Source organism: Campylobacter sp. CFSAN122748, assembly GCF_045277125.1.
Taxonomy (GTDB): Bacteria; Campylobacterota; Campylobacteria; order Campylobacterales; family Campylobacteraceae; genus Campylobacter_D; species Campylobacter_D jejuni.
Genome location: NZ_CP116953.1, coordinates 119,865 through 137,403, shown reverse-complemented (window position 1 = coordinate 137,403; position 17,539 = coordinate 119,865). Strand labels below are relative to the sequence as shown.

General features: G+C 31.2%; 15 protein-coding genes and 1 pseudogene. 10 read left to right on the top strand and 6 right to left on the bottom strand.

Annotated elements, in window-relative coordinates; all coding sequences use genetic code 11:
* Positions 1 to 9: 9 nt before the first annotated feature.
* The 3 genes from OT390_RS00710 to aspA form a co-directional block, all read right to left on the bottom strand.
* On the bottom strand, positions 10 to 1,371 hold the full coding sequence (locus OT390_RS00710; protein WP_032586505.1) for a COG3014 family protein: 1,362 nt from the start codon (positions 1,369 to 1,371) through the stop codon (positions 10 to 12).
* Between the two features lie 107 nt (positions 1,372 to 1,478).
* Complete coding sequence (locus tag OT390_RS00705) at positions 1,479 to 2,816, bottom strand: anaerobic C4-dicarboxylate transporter (RefSeq protein ID WP_070309852.1); 1,338 nt, start codon at positions 2,814 to 2,816, stop codon at positions 1,479 to 1,481.
* 16 nt (positions 2,817 to 2,832) lie between these two features.
* Positions 2,833 to 4,239 (bottom strand): aspartate ammonia-lyase, encoded by a 1,407-nt coding sequence (aspA, locus tag OT390_RS00700; protein ID WP_002851742.1) that lies wholly within the window; start codon positions 4,237 to 4,239, stop codon positions 2,833 to 2,835.
* 270 nt (positions 4,240 to 4,509) lie between these two features.
* On the opposite strand from aspA, the gene ung reads away from it, so the two are divergent.
* Positions 4,510 to 5,205, top strand: a complete 696-nt coding sequence (ung, locus tag OT390_RS00695) for a uracil-DNA glycosylase (RefSeq protein WP_002859767.1) — start codon at positions 4,510 to 4,512, stop codon at positions 5,203 to 5,205.
* A 119-nt stretch (positions 5,206 to 5,324) separates the two neighbouring features.
* Positions 5,325 to 6,020 carry an aspartate/glutamate racemase family protein gene (locus tag OT390_RS00690; RefSeq protein WP_394535968.1) on the top strand — a complete coding sequence of 232 codons (696 nt, stop codon included), beginning with the start codon at positions 5,325 to 5,327 and terminating at the stop codon, positions 6,018 to 6,020.
* A 193-nt stretch (positions 6,021 to 6,213) separates the two neighbouring features.
* On the opposite strand, the gene cydB is transcribed toward OT390_RS00690, so the two are convergent.
* Genes cydB through OT390_RS00675 form a run of 3 tightly spaced genes read right to left on the bottom strand, consistent with a single transcriptional unit; the run spans position 6,214 to position 9,134 of the window.
* A complete protein-coding gene (gene cydB / locus OT390_RS00685; protein WP_002867829.1) occupies positions 6,214 to 7,338 on the bottom strand; it encodes a cytochrome d ubiquinol oxidase subunit II in 1,125 nt (374 codons plus the stop codon).
* The gene (locus tag OT390_RS00680) at positions 7,338 to 8,900 is read right to left on the bottom strand and encodes a cytochrome ubiquinol oxidase subunit I (RefSeq protein ID WP_002859765.1); all 1,563 of its coding nucleotides are present in this window, start codon (positions 8,898 to 8,900) and stop codon (positions 7,338 to 7,340) included. Before OT390_RS00680 ends, cydB begins: the two co-directional genes overlap by 1 nt.
* Entirely contained in the window at positions 8,901 to 9,134 is a 234-nt protein-coding gene (locus OT390_RS00675; RefSeq protein ID WP_002851632.1) for a DUF4492 domain-containing protein, read from the bottom strand.
* A gap of 112 nt (positions 9,135 to 9,246) precedes the next feature.
* Here OT390_RS00675 and cdtA point away from each other — a divergent pair, with 112 nt between their 5' ends.
* The 8 genes and pseudogenes from cdtA (at position 9,247) to OT390_RS00635 (ending at position 17,024) form a co-directional block, all read left to right on the top strand.
* Entirely contained in the window at positions 9,247 to 10,053 is an 807-nt protein-coding gene (gene cdtA / locus OT390_RS00670; RefSeq protein ID WP_002854626.1) for a cytolethal distending toxin subunit Cj-CdtA, read from the top strand.
* Positions 10,050 to 10,847, top strand: a complete 798-nt coding sequence (gene cdtB / locus OT390_RS00665; protein ID WP_002851847.1) for a cytolethal distending toxin nuclease subunit Cj-CdtB — start codon at positions 10,050 to 10,052, stop codon at positions 10,845 to 10,847. Before cdtA ends, cdtB begins: the two co-directional genes overlap by 4 nt.
* A 10-nt stretch (positions 10,848 to 10,857) precedes the next feature.
* Positions 10,858 to 11,427 (top strand): cytolethal distending toxin subunit Cj-CdtC, encoded by a 570-nt coding sequence (cdtC, locus tag OT390_RS00660; protein WP_002851967.1) that lies wholly within the window; start codon positions 10,858 to 10,860, stop codon positions 11,425 to 11,427.
* A 171-nt stretch (positions 11,428 to 11,598) separates the two neighbouring features.
* Complete coding sequence (locus OT390_RS00655) at positions 11,599 to 13,281, top strand: L-lactate permease (protein ID WP_002859762.1); 1,683 nt, start codon at positions 11,599 to 11,601, stop codon at positions 13,279 to 13,281.
* 121 nt (positions 13,282 to 13,402) lie between these two features.
* On the top strand, positions 13,403 to 14,143 hold the full coding sequence (locus tag OT390_RS00650; protein ID WP_002859761.1) for a (Fe-S)-binding protein: 741 nt from the start codon (positions 13,403 to 13,405) through the stop codon (positions 14,141 to 14,143).
* Entirely contained in the window at positions 14,140 to 15,579 is a 1,440-nt protein-coding gene (locus OT390_RS00645; RefSeq protein ID WP_032586501.1) for a LutB/LldF family L-lactate oxidation iron-sulfur protein, read from the top strand. Before OT390_RS00650 ends, OT390_RS00645 begins: the two co-directional genes overlap by 4 nt.
* Positions 15,572 to 16,228, top strand: a complete 657-nt coding sequence (locus OT390_RS00640) for a lactate utilization protein C (protein ID WP_032586499.1) — start codon at positions 15,572 to 15,574, stop codon at positions 16,226 to 16,228. Before OT390_RS00645 ends, OT390_RS00640 begins: the two co-directional genes overlap by 8 nt.
* 230 nt (positions 16,229 to 16,458) lie before the next feature.
* Positions 16,459 to 17,024, top strand: a pseudogene (locus OT390_RS00635) (hemerythrin family protein).
* Positions 17,025 to 17,539 lie beyond the last annotated feature (515 nt).

Genomic DNA, 17,539 nt, shown 5'->3' with positions numbered 1-17,539 from the left:
CTTTTAGCCTTATTTTTTCATGATAGCAACACTTGCGGCTAAATACGGAGCAAAAGAACGCACTATCACAAGAACATTTTTATTTTTATCTAATGATTTTTGAAACAAAATATTGCCTTGTGGATCTTTGATTTCTAAATTTCCGTCGTTTTCTATTGTTGCTATAGCAATACTTTTTGGTAAACCTCTCCAAGAACGCACATCAGCTTTATTGGTTGCAGCAGTTGCTACTGCTGTTGCAAGACTTAGCCATCCACCTGTAGAGTCATTATTTGCAACAGCTACATTTAAAGTGGTTTTAATTATAGTTTGAGCTAAGGCTTTAGCAATCATTGCAGGCATATTTATTTTAAATTCAGTAGCGACAATATTGTCTAAATCTACAAAATCATTTGTATTTTGACCATTTATATTTAAATTTGCAAAAGAAGCTTCCCTTTTTTTCAAGGTTTGTAAAGCAATATTTGTGCTAATAATTTTTTTATCCACTATAAAAGGTAAGGTTAAAGCAAATTCATCCTTAACTACACCAAATCCATTTTCATAAACTACAAAAACATATTTTTTAGCTTTTTTGACTTTTATTTTTGTGGCATATTCTTTAAAAATTTTAGCCTCTTTTTTGATAGTTTTGTTTTTTGGATAAATAATAGCTACTTCTCTAAATAAATCTGCAGCTTTTCTATAATCTTTATCCATAAAGAAAAATATTGAAGCAAGATAAGTCGCATAAGGATTTATGAAATTTTTTGTTGTATCAAATTCTTTAAATAAGTTGTCATATTGCTCTTCTATAACTTTTGAATTTTCATTCATATTTTTATCATAATTTTTATCTTCTTTTGCCTTATCTAAATCAGCACGATTTTTTTCAATTTCTTTAGCAAAATATTCTTTTGCCTTATCTTGACGCATTAAAGCACGATTAAACTCAACTCTTGCATTTTCATAATCATCTTCTTCCATATAGTTTAGAGCTTTATATATATTAACCATAATTCTTTCATATAAAGAACCATCATAATCTACTATATTATCATTAAGCAAGGTTGTACCAATAAATTTAGCTGCTTTAGGGCTTACATTTTCTAAATCCACATCATATTTATAAGATTCTTCTACAGCATCAAAAAATACATTACTTTTATTAAAATCACCACAATTTCTAGCAATCAAACCTGCATTTAATCCTGTATAAATGACATCATCATTTTTTTTAATTTTTTCTAAATTTTGATTGAAAAAATCATCACCACAATATTTTTGTGTTAAAGTATTTTCAAATGTTGTATTTTGTTTAACCTGATTAACACAAGCTGTTAAAAAAAGGCAAACAATACCTGAAAAAATCAACCCAACTTTTATCTTCATTAAATTCCTTTCTTAAAGAAAATTAAAAATGAATATTATAGCGTAGTATATACTTAAAAACTAATGAAAAAATTTTAACCCTAGGAGAGAAAAACCTAGGGTTTGATTTAAATAAACATAGGAGCTAATACAAAGCCTAATGCTACAGCAATTGCAATAGCTAAAACTCCTGGTATAAAGAAAGAGTGATTAAATATAAATTTACCAATTCTAGTCGTTCCTGTATCATCCATTTGCACAGCACCAAGCAAGGTTGGATAAGTTGGAAGCACAAAAAGTGCCGAAACTGCTGCAAAACAAGCTACAAGCATATAAGAATCATGCGGATTTGCTGCTGAAATTCCTAAAGCGGTGATAATTACAGGTACAATGGCCTTTGCGGTTGCTGCTTGAGAATATAAAAGCATACTTGCAAAGAAAAATGCAACTGCTAACATAGCAGGGGTTTGTTTAACCCAGTCGCCTGCTACTTCTTTGATAGAAGCTTCGTGTCCTGCAACAAAAGTATTTCCAAGCCATGCTACACCAAAAACACAAACACAAGCAGTCATACCGCTTTTAAATACACTAGTGTCAAGAATTTTACCTGGTTCAACTTTACAAAGCCAAGTGATCAAAGTTGCTGCAGTAAGTAAAAAGCTCATAATAGCTGCATCTCTTGGAACCACAACAGGATCAATCCATTTAATATTACTTGAAATTGCGGTTGCATAAAGTACAACTGCCAAAACAGTGATCAAGAAAATTACCACTGAAAGTTTAGCACCTGGTTTATCTTCGCCATGCAAAACAGCTCCTGCATCCTTTACAAGTCCTGCTTTTAATCGTTCTTGATAAACACTATCCTTACTCAAATCCATAGGAGTGATTAAACTCACTATAAAAGCTGCAAGCATACAAGCTACAAAAGTTGTGCTAATCCAAATTCCAATTAAAGTTGGATAATTCCATCCAAGTGGCTCTAAAACTCCGCTCATATAAACCACAGCTGCACTTACAGGAGAAGCAGTGATTCCAATTTGCGAAGAAACAACCATTAATGAAAGTGGAACACTAGGTTTTATGTTTTGAGATTTTGCAACATCAACTACAACAGGCATTAAAGAAAATACTGCATTTCCTGTTCCTGCTAAGATTGTAAGCAACCATCCACAAGCTGGAGCTAAATAATTTATAAATTTAGGGCTTGATCTTAAAATTTTTTCTGTCACCCTTACCATATAATCAAGTCCACCTGCTTGTTGCATAGCAGAAATTGCTGCAATAGCTGCAGCAATAATTAAAATAACATCCCAAGGAATATTACCAGGTTTCATACCTAAAACAAGTCCTAGTATAACTACACCTAATCCTCCAGCATAACCTATAGCAATGCCGCCTAGGCGAATACCGATAAAAATCGCCCCAAGAAGGACGATTACTTGCAAAATTATCATTATATCCATATTAAATCCTAAAATGCTATTTTTTAGCTTCCATGTGAGGATTTAGCATATTTGATGGAGTTAAAATTTCATCAATTTGTTCTTTACTTAAAAGCCCTCTTTCAAGCGCAATATCAGCCACTCTTTTTCCAGTGTTCATTGCCTCTTTAGCTATAGAAGCTGAATTTTCATAACCAATATAAGGATTTAAAGCTGTTACTATACCTACTGAATTATAGACAAAGTCTGAACAAATTTTTTCATTTGCGGTAATACCATCTATACATTTATCAGCTAAAGTATACATTGCTTTTTCTAGCATTACGACAGAATTAAATAAGCTATATGCTACAACTGGTTCAAAAACATTAAGTTGCAATTGTCCACCCTCACAAGCAAAAGTTACAGTTACATCTGCTCCAATAACAAAATAACAAACTTGATTAACTACTTCAGGAATAACAGGATTTACCTTACCTGGCATGATAGAACTACCTGGTTGCATTTTTGGAAGATTAATCTCATTAAGACCACATTTTGGACCACTACTTAAAAGTCTTAAGTCATTACATACTTTAGAAAGTTTTGTTGCAACACGTTTTAAAACACCTGAAATTTGTACATAAGCTCCCGTATCTTGAGTCGCCTCGATCAAATCCTCAGCCACAGTATATTCAAAACCTGTCACTTCTCTTATTTTTCTTTCTACAACCTTCGGATAATCAGGATGAGAATTAATTCCCGTTCCAATAGCAGTTCCACCCAAATTGATCTCTAAAATCAATTTTCTAGCTTCTAATACTCTTTGTATATCTTCACCTATCATTACGGCAAAAGTTTTAAATTCACGACCTAAAGTCATAGGTACAGCATCTTGCAGTTGGGTTCTACCCATTTTAAGAACATCTTTAAATTCTTCAGCTTTTCTCTCATAAGCTTTTTTTAGATGTTCCATAGCTTTTGCCAAATCACTTAAATAATCATGCAAGGCAAGGTGTAAAGCCGTAGGATAAGCATCATTAGTACTTTGGCTTAAATTAACATGATCATTTGGATGAAGATATTGGTATTCACCTTTTTTATGACCCATAAGTTCAAGTCCTATGTTCGCTATAACTTCATTAGCATTCATATTTGTACTTGTTCCAGCACCTCCTTGGATCATATCTACTACAAATTGATCATAATACCCGCCTTCTAAAATTTTATCGCACGCTTTAATAATCGCATCTTGGATATTTTTATCCAAAAGACCTAATTCATGATTTGCCATAGCTGCAGCTTTTTTTACTCTAGCCAAAGCTCTAACAAAGCGAGGAAAATCTTTTAATCTATCATGAGAAATATCAAAATTTTCAACAGCTCTAAAAGTTTGCACTCCATAATAAACCTCATCAGAGATTTCTAATTCCCCAATAAAATCATGTTCTTTTCTTGTTCCCATTTTGAACCTTTCATAAAAGTATTTTAATTTAAAATCAAAAATTTTTGATTTAAATCATAAAATAATGATATTGCATTTTTAGTTAATAATTGGTTAATAAGAAAACTACTTTCAAATACAATAAATTAAGTATTTTTATATCCTATTATGTCTTTATATTTAATTTTTATTAATATAAAAAATTTTATTTACTTCAAAAAAAATTAATATATTTTTGCAAGCTTTTTTGTTAGAATAAAATTTTTAATAATTTAAATAATTAGGGATAATATGGAAGAAATTACAATAAACATAGATAAGATTAAAATAAATGATGACTGGAAAGAATTTTTAAGAGACGAATTTCAAAAAAAATATTTTCTAGAAATCAAAAAACAATACCTAAATGCGATTAATCAAAATATAGTTATTTATCCGCCTGCAAATTTAATCTTTAATGCTTTTAATTTATGTCCTTTAAAAGAAATTAAAATTATTATCCTAGGACAAGATCCTTATCATCAACCAAATCAAGCAATGGGGCTTAGTTTTTCGGTTCCAAAAAATGTAAAAATCCCACCAAGTCTTAATAATATTTTTAAAGAATTGCAAAATGATTTAAACATCACTCCAGCAAAAAGCGGAGATTTAAGCTCTTGGGCAAAACAAGGAGTTTTGCTCTTAAATTCTATTCTTAGCGTTGAAGCAAATAAAGCAGCTAGCCATAGTTCGTGGGGTTGGCAAGAATTTAGTGATGCTATAATACATAAATTAAGTAATGAAAAATCAGGGCTTGTTTTTATGCTTTGGGGAAATTACGCAAAAAACAAGGAGATTTTGATTGATAATACTAAGCATTTGATTTTAAAAGCAGCTCACCCAAGTCCTTTAGCTAGAACAGGATTTTTAGGTTGTAAGCATTTTTCAAAGGCTAATGAATTTTTAAAAAAAGTTGGTAAAATTCCTATAGATTGGAAAATAGTTTAAAAAATTATTTTAAACTTTAATAAAAATATTAAAATATATTTATTTATTTAAAAATAAATCATATTTCTATGAAATATATTGTAATAAAACGACTCAAAAATTAATTCTTAAGGAGAAAAATGAAAACCATTGGTATTATAGGCGGAATGAGTTTTGAAAGCACTATTACTTATTATAAAACAATAAATCAAGCTATAAATGATAAATTAAAATCTTTAAATTCTGCAAAAATTTTACTTTACAGTGTTAATTTTGAAGAAATAGAAAATTTACAAAGCCAAGATAAATGGCAAGAAGCTGCACAAATTTTGACTCAATGTGCTAAAAAATTAGAACTTGCAGGGGCTAATTTTATAATAATTGCAACTAATACTATGCATAAGATTTTTGATGAAATTCAACAAAATATAAATATCCCTATTTTACATATTGCAAAAAGTTCTGCTAAGGCTTTAAAACAAGAAAACATACAAAAAATTGGTTTATTGGGTACTAAATACACAATGACTCAGGATTTTTATAAAAAAATGCTGATTGAAGAAAATATTAGCGTTATTATTCCTAGCGATGAAGATATAAAAATCGTTAATGATATTATTTTTAATGAGCTTTGTAAAGGTGAAATCAAGCAAGAATCTAAAGAAAAATATTTAAATATTATAAAAAAACTACAAGAAAAAGGGGCAAAGGGAGTGCTTTTAGCTTGCACTGAAATTGGTTTATTAATATCCAAAAATGATACAAATATCAAAATTTTTGATACAAGTCTTATTCACGCCCTTGATGCTGCTAATGAAGCTTTAAAAGATTTATAATTAAAAGATGCCCAAAAATGGGCAAATTGCAATATTTTGAAAAGATTTATACTTATATCGGTTTAAATCTTATCTTGCTTTATAGTTTGCTATCTTTTTCTAATTGATTGATATTTAGCATGATAAATTTATAGCTTAGATAAATTACTAAAGGCCAAGCCAATAAAAACAAAGCATGTAACATTTTTTCTCCTTAATATGCGTGATCATCGTTTGCGATTTCTTCACGTGTGATTTTTACTTTATCCATTGCATTCCAAACATAGATAATATAAGCTAAAACAAAAGGTACAAGTAAAGACACATAAGCCATGACGCTTAGAGTATAATAGCTTGAACTTGCATTTTTTAAAGTTAAAGAACTTTGCAAATCACTTAAAGATGGGTAAAAAGCACTTTGACCTAAACCAATGCTTGATAATAAAGCAAAAACTGTTAAAACCGTTCCAAGTCCTAGGGTAAAAATAGCTTTAGAGCAACCTTTTGCTCCTTGAACCATACCTAAAAGCACTAAAATCACACCAACAACAAGCAAGATAGCAAAAATCATTTGATTTAAGAAATTATATAAATACAAATTCGCACTCATGCTTACAACTCCATTTGCATCTACACTAAAACCATCTTTTAAGAAAATCCACACTAAAAAACCTAAGAAAAAAGGTAAAAATAAAATGCTATTGACCATGAGTTTTTTCATAGCTCTTATTTTGATATTCTCATCATTGATATTGTTCATAAAATACGCTGCACCTAAAAGCCTTGCTAAAAATACTAAAGCTAAGCCTAAGAGATAATTAAAAGGATTAAGTAAAAGTTCTAAGCCATGCAAAGGATTTTGCCAAGAAACAAAATTATGCTCATTTAAGATAAATTCAGAGCCGCTAAAAAAGCTACTTACCGCAACTCCGATTAAAAACACACCTAAATAGCCATTGATTTTAAGAAAAATTTCATAGGTTTTAGAGCCATAAACATTATTTTCTTTTTTGCGATATTCATAAGCTACAGCTTGCAAGATAAAACAAAATAAAATACAAAGCCAAGCCCAATAAGCACCGCCAAAACTTGTACTATAAAAAAGTGGAAAAGCCGCAAAAGCTGCTCCACCAAAAAGTACGAGAGTTGTAAAACCAAGCTCCCATTTACGCCCTAAAGAATTGACTAGCATGGTTTTTTCAAGCTCATCCTTGCTAAGCTCATCGATTAAAGTCTGTCCACCTTGGACAAAAAACATAAAAACCAAAAGTCCGCCGAGTAAACTTAAAATCAACCACCAATAAATTTGCAAACCTTCAAGTTCTAAACCAAAAAACATTATTTTTCTCCTTTGCCCATAAGTGGAGTATGTCCTGCATGTGCGTCAAAACCTTTTTTAATCTGAGTAAGCATGATTTTAACTTCTGCAATCAATAAGGCTGTAAAAAGTACTGCAAAAATCCAAAATGAAATTTGAACATTGACTTTTCCAAGTTGTGTTGCTGCGATATGTACAGGAAGCAAGTCTTGAATTGCCCAAGGTTGTCTGCCTACTTCAGCAACAATCCAACCTGCTTCAGCGGCAATATAACCCAATGGAATGGATAACAAACACACCCAAAGTACTTTTCTAAATTTCTCAATATCATTTGCCATGGTAAGATAAAGCGTAACGATGAAAAGTAAAAAGAAAAAACTTCCTAAAGCAACCATGATATGAAAGCTATAAAAAGTTAAAGCCACAGGTGGAATAGTATCGCTTGGTTTTTCTAAATATCCATAACCAAAATCTTTAAAATGAGTTTCTAAAATGGATTTGTGATTTGCCATAGCTATTGTATCATTGTTTTCTTTAGCAAGTTTATAGTCTTTTAGAGCTTGTATAGCGATTTTTCCTCTATCGATACGATTTTGCATAGGTTCTATACCTTTGCTTTCATTTCCATAGATCAAATCTTCAATTCCTGGAACAAAAGAATTTGGATCACGGTTTCCTAATATAGAAAGAGCGTAAGGTATAGTAATGTCAAATAAAAACACACTTTCGTTATTATCTATGGTTTTTTTAGGATTTAAAATTCCAAAAGGTACAAGTCCTGCACGATGTTCACCTTGATAAACCCCTTCCATAGCTGCAAGTTTCATAGGTTGAGTTTGAGTTACACGGTAAGCGCTTTCATCTCCGCTGAAAAACAAAAAGATTGAACAAACCAAACCAAAACTAGCTCCTACAACTAAGCTTTTTTTAGCCTCGATAATATGGCGTCCTTTTAACATAAACCAAGCTGAAATTCCCATTACAAATAAAGCTGAAATCACATAACCACTGCCTATGGTATGTAAAAATTTTGAAATAGCTACAGGAGAAAGTGCTACTTCAAAAAAGCTTTGCATTTCATTTCTTGCTGTGTCAGGGTTAAAGCTCATTCCTACAGGATATTGCATCCAACCATTTGCCACTAAAATCCAAAAAGCAGAAAGATTACTTCCTATAGCCACACACCAAGTTGAAAGTAAGTGAAAACCCTTGCTTACTTTATCCCAGCCAAAAAACATAACTGCAAAAAAAGTAGCCTCTAAAAAAAATGCCATAATACCTTCAACCGCCAAAGGTGCGCCAAAAATATCGCCCACAAACCAGCTATAATTTGCCCAGTTTGTTCCAAATTCAAATTCCATTATAATACCTGTAGCTACACCGATAGCAAAATTTATGGCAAATAATGAAAGCCAAAATTTGGTGATTTTTTTCCATCTTTCATTTTTAGTTTTTACATAGATGGTTTCCATGATAGCAATCATAAAAGACAAGCCTAAGGTTAAAGGCACAAACAAAAAATGATAAAGTGCAGTTAAGGCAAACTGCGCTCTTGACCAATCAACGCTACTAAGTTCGTTCATTTATTTTCCTTCGAGTGTAAGATTTTTGAGTACAAAAGTGCTTTTTTCTTTGTCGCTTTTAAAAATAGAATTAAAATTTACATCAAAAACAAAAAGTTTTAAAATCACAAACATAACAAAAAGTTTGATAAAGATAATTTTCCAAAGGGTCTTTCCAAGAGTTAAATTTTTAAAACCTTCTTTGTAAAAATTAAAAATTTGAGAGATGCTAAAATATAAGTGTTTAAGATACATGTAAATTCTACCTTTAAAAACAACAAAATAAAACATTTTTAAAAAGCGGAAAATTATAATGAAATTTATGTTATTATTTTCTTAAAAATTTAAATACATATCAAGGTTTTTAATGCAAAAAATTATAGTTTTTATTTTATGTTGTTTTATGACTTTTTTTCTTTATGCATGTTCTTCTAAATTTGAAAATGTAAATCCTTTGGGGCGTTCATTTGGAGAATTTGAAGATACTGATCCTTTAAAACTAGGACTTGAACCTACTTTTCCTACCAATCAAGAAATTCCAAGTTTAATTAGCGGTGCTGATTTAGTACCTATTACTCCTATTACCCCACCTTTAACTAGAACAAGCAATAGTGCCAACAATAATGCAGTAAATGGGATCAATCCTCGCTTTAAAGACGAAGCTTTTAATGATGTTTTAATTTTTGAAAATCGCCCTGCGGTTTCTGATTTTTTAACCATTTTAGGCCCTAGCGGAGCAGCTTTAACGGTTTGGGCTTTAGCACAAGGAAATTGGATTTGGGGCTATACTTTAATCGATAGTAAAGGATTTGGCGATGCTAGAGTTTGGCAACTTTTGCTTTATCCTAATGATTTTGCAATGATTAAAAATGCCAAAACCAATACTTGTCTTAATGCTTATGGTAATGGAATTGTCCATTATCCTTGCGATGCAAGCAATCACGCACAAATGTGGAAACTTATCCCTATGAGCAATACAGCGGTTCAAATTAAAAATTTAGGAAATGGAAAATGCATACAAGCACCTATTACAAATCTTTATGGTGATTTTCACAAGGTTTTTAAAATTTTTACCGTAGAGTGTGCAAAAAAAGATAATTTTGATCAACAATGGTTTTTAACTACTCCGCCTTTTACTGCAAAACCTTTATATCGCCAAGGAGAGGTACGATGAAAAAAATTATATGTTTATTTTTATCTTTTAACCTTGCTTTTGCAAATTTAGAAAATTTTAATGTTGGCACTTGGAATTTGCAAGGCTCATCTGCAGCCACAGAAAGCAAATGGAGTGTTAGCGTAAGACAACTTGTAAGTGGAGCAAACCCCTTAGATATCTTAATGATACAAGAAGCAGGAACTTTACCAAGAACAGCCACTCCAACAGGACGCCATGTGCAACAAGGTGGAACACCTATTGATGAATATGAGTGGAATTTAGGAACTCTTTCAAGGCCTGATAGGGTTTTTATTTATTATTCTCGCGTTGATGTAGGAGCTAATCGTGTAAATTTAGCTATAGTTTCAAGAATGCAAGCTGAAGAAGTGATTGTTTTACCTCCACCTACTACAGTTTCAAGACCCATTATAGGAATTCGCAATGGAAATGATGCTTTTTTCAATATCCATGCTTTAGCTAATGGAGGAACAGATGTAGGAGCAATTATCACAGCTGTAGATGCACATTTTGCAAATATGCCTCAAGTTAACTGGATGATAGCAGGGGATTTTAACCGTGATCCTTCTACTATAACAAGTACAGTGGATAGAGAATTAGCAAATAGAATTAGAGTGGTTTTTCCAACTAGCGCAACTCAAGCAAGCGGAGGGACTCTTGATTATGCAATTACAGGAAATTCAAATAGACAACAAACCTATACTCCACCGCTTTTAGCTGCGATTTTAATGCTTGCAAGTTTAAGATCTCATATAGTTTCAGATCATTTTCCAGTAAATTTTAGAAAATTTTAGGACATTTAATATGAAAAAAATTATTACTTTGTTTTTTATGTTTATAACTTTAGCCTTTGCAACTCCTACTGGAGATTTGAAAGATTTTACCGAAATGGTTTCTATAAGAAGCTTAGAAACGGGAATTTTTTTAAGCGCCTTTAGGGATACCTCAAAAGATCCTATTGATCAAAATTGGAATATTAAAGAAATTGTTTTAAGCGATGAGTTAAAACAAAAAGATAAATTAGCTGATGAACTTCCTTTTGGTTATGTGCAATTTACAAATCCAAAAGAAAGCGATCTTTGTTTAGCCATCTTAGAAGATGGAACCTTTGGAGCAAAATCTTGTCAAGATGATCTAAAAGATGGTAAATTAGAAACTGTATTTTCTATAATGCCAACAACAACTTCAGCTGTGCAAATTCGTTCTTTAGTTTTGGAATCTGATGAATGTATAGTAACTTTTTTTAATCCAAATATTCCTATACAAAAACGCTTTGGAATAGCCCCTTGCACCCTAGATCCTATTTTTTTTGCTGAAGTAAATGAACTAATGATTATAACCCCACCTTTAACAGCTGCTACCCCTTTAGAATAAGATTTTTATCTTGTTCTATTTTTATATTTATTTAATATTTATGATATTACTAAAATACACAAAATAATTAATAATAATACAATGTAATTTACCTTACTCTATAATTCTTTTATTTTAATTTAATTTTTTGTTACAATAAATTTATACATAATAATTATCAAGGAGGAAAAATTGGAACAAATTTTAACATGGCAACAAATTTATGACCCTTTTTCAAACATTTGGCTAAGTGCTTTAGTGGCATTTTTACCTATACTATGTTTTTTAGTTTGTTTGGTTGTTTTAAAACTTAAAGGCTATCAAGCAGGTTTTTTAACTGTTATACTTGCTACTTTAGTAGCTTTATTTGCCTATAAAATGCCTTGGAATTTAGTGGGTGCAAGTTTTATTCAAGGCTTTACAAATGGTATGTGGCCTATAGCTTGGATTATCATCGCGGCAATCTTTCTTTACAAACTTTCTATCAAGTCAGGTTCTTTTGAAATCATTAAAAAAAGCGTGATGAGCATTACTCCAGATCATAGAATTCAAGTGATTTTAATAGGTTTTTGTTTTGGTTCATTTTTAGAGGGTGCTATAGGTTTTGGTGGCCCTGTGGCTATAACCGCTGCACTTTTAGTAGGACTTGGCTTGCGTCCTTTACAAGCTGCAGGGCTTTGTCTTATCGCAAATACCGCTCCTGTTGCTTTTGGTGCGGTGGGAATTCCTATTATTGCTATGGCAAATCTTGTCGGCATAGAACAGCATTCAGTTTCTGCCATGGTAGGTAGAATGCTAGTTCCTTTAAGCCTTACTATACCTTTTTTCATAGTTTTTTTAATGGATGGATTTAAAGGTATTAAAGAAACTTTTCCAGCTATTTTAGTTGCGGCGCTAAGTTTTACAACTACTCAATTTTTAAGCTCAAATCACCTAGGAGCGGAATTACCTGATATTATTTCAGCTGTGGTTTCTTTAGCAGTTACGACTGTATTTTTGAAATTTTGGAAACCAAAAAATATTTTTAGATTTGACAATGAAAGCAATTTCACTCAAGATAACACCTTAAGTTTTAATCAAATTTTAAAAGCTTGGTCACCTTTTATTTTACTCATTGTTTGTATTATCATTTGGACACAACCTTGGTTTAAAGCCCTCTTTGACAAGGACGGAATTTTAAGCTATACAAGTATTACTTTACAATTTAGCAATATCACAACTGGAATTTTAAGCCCTTCTATCACAGGCATAGGAGAAGCTAAGCCTTTATCTTTGGCCTTGGGTGTAGATTTAATCAATGGAAAAACCGTAGCTCAAGCAGGAACAGCGATTTTACTTGCTGCTTTTCTAACTATAGCTATTTTAAAAATCAAAGCCGAAGATGCTGCAGAATGCTTTTGGGTTACCTTAAAAGAAATGGCTATACCTTGTATCACCATAGGTTTGGTTGTGGCCTTTGCTTTTATCTCTAAAAATAGCGGTATGAGCACTACTTTAGGACTTGCTTTTGCACACACAGGTGATGCTTTTTCTTTCTTTTCACCAATCATTGGCTGGATAGGAGTATTTTTAACAGGCTCTGATACAAGTGCTAATTTACTTTTTGGAACCTTGCAACAAGTAAGCGCTCAAAAACTAGGTATTAGCGAAGCTTTATTTTTAGCAGCTAATTCAGTAGGTGGGGTTGTTGGAAAGATGATCAGTCCACAAAGCATTGCTATAGCTTGTGCAGCGGTTGGACTTGTGGGAAAAGAATCTGATCTTTTCAAATTCACATTAAAATATTCTGTAGCTTTTATTGTTTTAATAGGAATTTGGACTTGCATTATAGCTTTTTTCTTACAAGGAATCATCCCTGAAGTTATAGTGAAATAATTAAAAATTTAAGTTTTATTTCAACAAATATTCATTTTTAGAATATTTGTTGGAAATTTTACTTTGCTTTTATTTTTACAGGATTAGAATATTTATCCTAAATTATCCTAAAAGGAGAAAAATGATGAAAAAAGTGTATTTTTACGCCACATGCTTAGGAACTGCTGCTATGCAACAAAGCGTTTTAAATGCAATAAAACTTTTAAGGCGTGAAGGTATTGAAGTGATTTTTAAAAAAAATCAAACCTGTTGTGCTCAACCTTCTTTTAACTCAGGTTATTTCGATGAAAGTCGTGAGATTGCTTTATATAATGTAGATTTATTTGATAAAGATTATCCCATCGTTGTGCCAAGTGGTTCTTGTGCGGGTATGATGAGTCATGACTATAAAGAACTTTTTAAAAACAGACCTGAATTTTCTAAAGTCAAAGATTTTAGCTCTAGGGTTATAGAACTTTCACAATACCTTGATGAAGTTTTAAAAGTAGATTATGAAGATAAAGGTGCACCTATAAAAGTAACTTGGCATTCTAATTGCCATGCTTTAAGAGTGCAAAAAAGCATACAAGCAAGCAAGAATCTTATCAAAAAACTAAAAAATGTAGAATTAGTAGAACTTCAATACGAAGAAGAATGTTGTGGTTTTGGCGGAACTTTTTCAGTAAAAGAGCCTGAAATTTCAAATGCTATGGTAAGAAGTAAAATTAAAGATATACAAAATAGCGGTGCAAAATATCTCATCAGTGGCGATGGAGGTTGTCTTTTAAATATAGATGGTACAATGAAAAGAATGGGTTTAGATATAAAAGGCATACATTTATATGACTTTTTACTTAAACGCTTAGAAGGAGAAAGACTATGAGTCAAAAAATTCCTCACGAACAAATCGTTCAAATTAAACTCAATGACAAACAAATGCAAGAAAATTTAATGACTGCCATGCATACTTTACAAAAAAATAGACTCAATGTTATTGATGCTAGATTTAAAGACTGGCAGGGTTTAAGATCTAAAGCTAAACAAGCTAAAAACAATGCCTTAATGAGTTTAGAAGAAAGGCTTTTAGAATTTGAAAAAAATGCTACAAAAAATGGCATTAAAGTGCATTGGGCAAGTAGTGATGAAGATGCCTGTGAAATCGTCTATGAAATCATGAAAGAAAAAAATATCACCAAGCTTTTAAAAGGTAAATCTATGGCAAGCGAAGAAATAGGCCTAAATCACTACCTAGAAAAAAAAGGATTAAAAGCTATAGAAACCGATCTTGGAGAGCTTATTTTGCAACTTAACGAAGAGCCTCCTTTACATATAGTTGTACCTGCTATACATAGAAACCGTCATGAAATCGGAGAAATTTTCAAAGAAAAATTAGGAGCAAATTTAGAAAACGATGAACCTGAAAGTTTAAATGCGGTAGCTAGAGAACATTTAAGAAAAGATTTTGAAGGCTTAAAACTTGGACTTAGTGGGGTCAATTTTGCCATGTCAAGAGAAGGGGCTTTTTGGCTTATAGAAAATGAAGGAAACGGTAGAATGTGCACTACAGCACCTGATATTCATATCGCACTTTGTGGTATAGAAAAAGTCATGGAAAGCTTTGAAGATGCGGCTACTATGGTTTCTTTACTTACTCCTTCAGCCACAGGACAATTTATACCAACTTATAACAATATCATTACAGGCCCTAGAAAAAATGGAGATTTAGATGGTCCTAAAGAAGTACATGTGATTTTATTTGATCACAATCGCTCTAAAATGTTAGCTCATGAGGATTATTATGAGGCTTTGCGTTGTATTCGATGCGGGGCTTGTATGAATTTTTGCCCTGTTTATGATCAAATCGGCGGACATGCTTATCAAACCACTTATCCAGGACCTATAGGAGAAGTAATCAGTCCTAATATTTTTGGTATAGATCATACAGGAGATATTTTGAATTTCTGTTCACTTTGTGGGCGTTGTTCTGAAGTTTGTCCAGTCCAAATTCCTTTGGCTGATCTTATTCGCAAATTAAGATGCGATAAAATAGGACAAGGTAAAAATCCACCCTTAGGAGCAAACAATGTTCATCACAATGCTCTAGAAGCCTTTGCTTTTAAACAATTTAAAAATATCGCAACCAATGGCGATAAATGGCGTTTTTCACTTTCAAAAGCACATTATTTCAACTGGGCAGTGCAAAATTTCGCAAGTATTTTACCTGTGATTAAAAAATGGCACGCTTTTAAAGAATTACCTCAAATTAAAATGGATCTTTACAAAGAAGTGCAAAAACTAGAAGGAGTAAGCTATGAGTAAAATCGATGAAATTTCAAGCAAAAGTAAGGCAAATATTTTAGAACATCTTAAAAAAGCTTACAAAGAAACAACTTTCACACGTATTGAAAGTATAGATCCTGTAGAACACATCCAAACAACCCAAGATATGCTTGCAGAAATGAAGCAAAAAATGAGCGATAATAAATACATTGTTGAAAATGCTACAAAAGATACCTTAGAAGAAAAAATCAATGAAATTGTTTCAAAATACGGGTTTAAAAGTATGATTTATGGGGCAGATTTAAATTTAAATTTAGAACAAATCAAGGCAGAAAAGAAAATTTGCTTTGATAAGGAAATCGAAAATTTAAGATCTGAGGTTTTTCATAGTGATTTTTCCATTATTCACGCAAGAGCAGGAGTGAGTTCTCACGGAGTTGCACTTATACCTTCAAGCAAAACCCAACCTAGAATGCTAAGCCTTGCACCAAAACTTTGTATAGTGCTACTTAAAAAAGAAAATGTTGTTAAAAGTCTTAGTGAAGCTTTAAATTTGGTAAAAAAAGAAAATGAAATCTTACCTACTAATATCTTATTTATCGCAGGGCCTTCAAGAACAGCAGATATAGAACTTATCACTGTTTTTGGCGTTCATGGACCACAAATTGCACATATTATTATTTACTGATTCTATATCTAGAATCAGTAAGTCTTAATTTTTAATCTTAATTATATATATTTTTTATATTATACAAATATAAATAAAATGAATAATTTCTAATTAATAATATTTTATTAAAATATTATGTAATATTTTAATAAAATATATTAAATTAATTTTAAATACAAAAATTAAAGAAAGTGCTTTTTAATAAGCTAATTCCAACTTGGAATGAAAAATACAGTATTCATGACACAATGATTGACATTCAACACCAAAAACTTTTTGAACTTGCAGGCAAGGTTGAAAGTACTGTTTATAAATTTGTAAAACGAGAAGAACTCAAAGAAATTTTAACAGAACTTTTTAACTACATGAAAGAACATTTTAGTAATGAAGAAGATTATATGCAAGAAATTCATTATCCTTATTTAAATGAACACAAAATCATGCATAAAATATCATTCGTGATATGTCTTATCTTATACAAAACATAAAAACCACTAATGATTTAAAAGAGAAGCTTTACACAGTTTCTAAAAAATGGCTTTTAGAACATATACTCTATAAAGATGTGAAAGTTGAACAATACAGAAGATCTTCTTTAACTTCTGAAGATGATGGGGAAGTAAGCTTTGAAGAAGTCAAAGAAGAAAAAGATGATGAAAATACAGTTTATCTTTATACATGCGAATGCGTAGAACAAATGCATGATGTACCATTTGGAATTCATCAAAAAATTCAACTTAAGGGCGTAAAATTTAAATGTAAAAAATGCAAAGAAGCCATACAGTTTTATAAAAAATATTCAGAAAATTTCTAATTAACTATTTATGCGTTAAAATAATAAATAAAGTATAAGTTAGACAAAGAAGGTGTAAGGGGTATTTTAAAAAGAACATGTAACTATCCCTAAATAATTTTAGCAAAAATCCCAAATAATAGGATTTTAAAGCTTACAAAAATGACTTTTTATCTTTCCTAATCTAAAGCGTAAAATATCCCAAATATCCCAAAATGTCCGCTTTGTCCCAAAAAAGTGATTAAATGCTGTTTAAAAGATGGATAAACACGAGCTTTGCTTTTAAATTTTATATCCCAAAAGTGTTTTTTACCCTCTAGGATAGTTACATTTTTGCTTAAAGTATTTTTATATTTTCTTATTGATGTAACTATCCCCATAAAACACTATATAATCATAGTTTAACCACTTTTTATATAAAAATAGCATGTAACTATCTATGGCATTAAGCTTTGGAAGATAGTTACATAGAAAACTTAAAAAGTAATGAAGCAATTTTTTATGAAATCTTGTTAAAAAAATAGCTTAGTAAGATG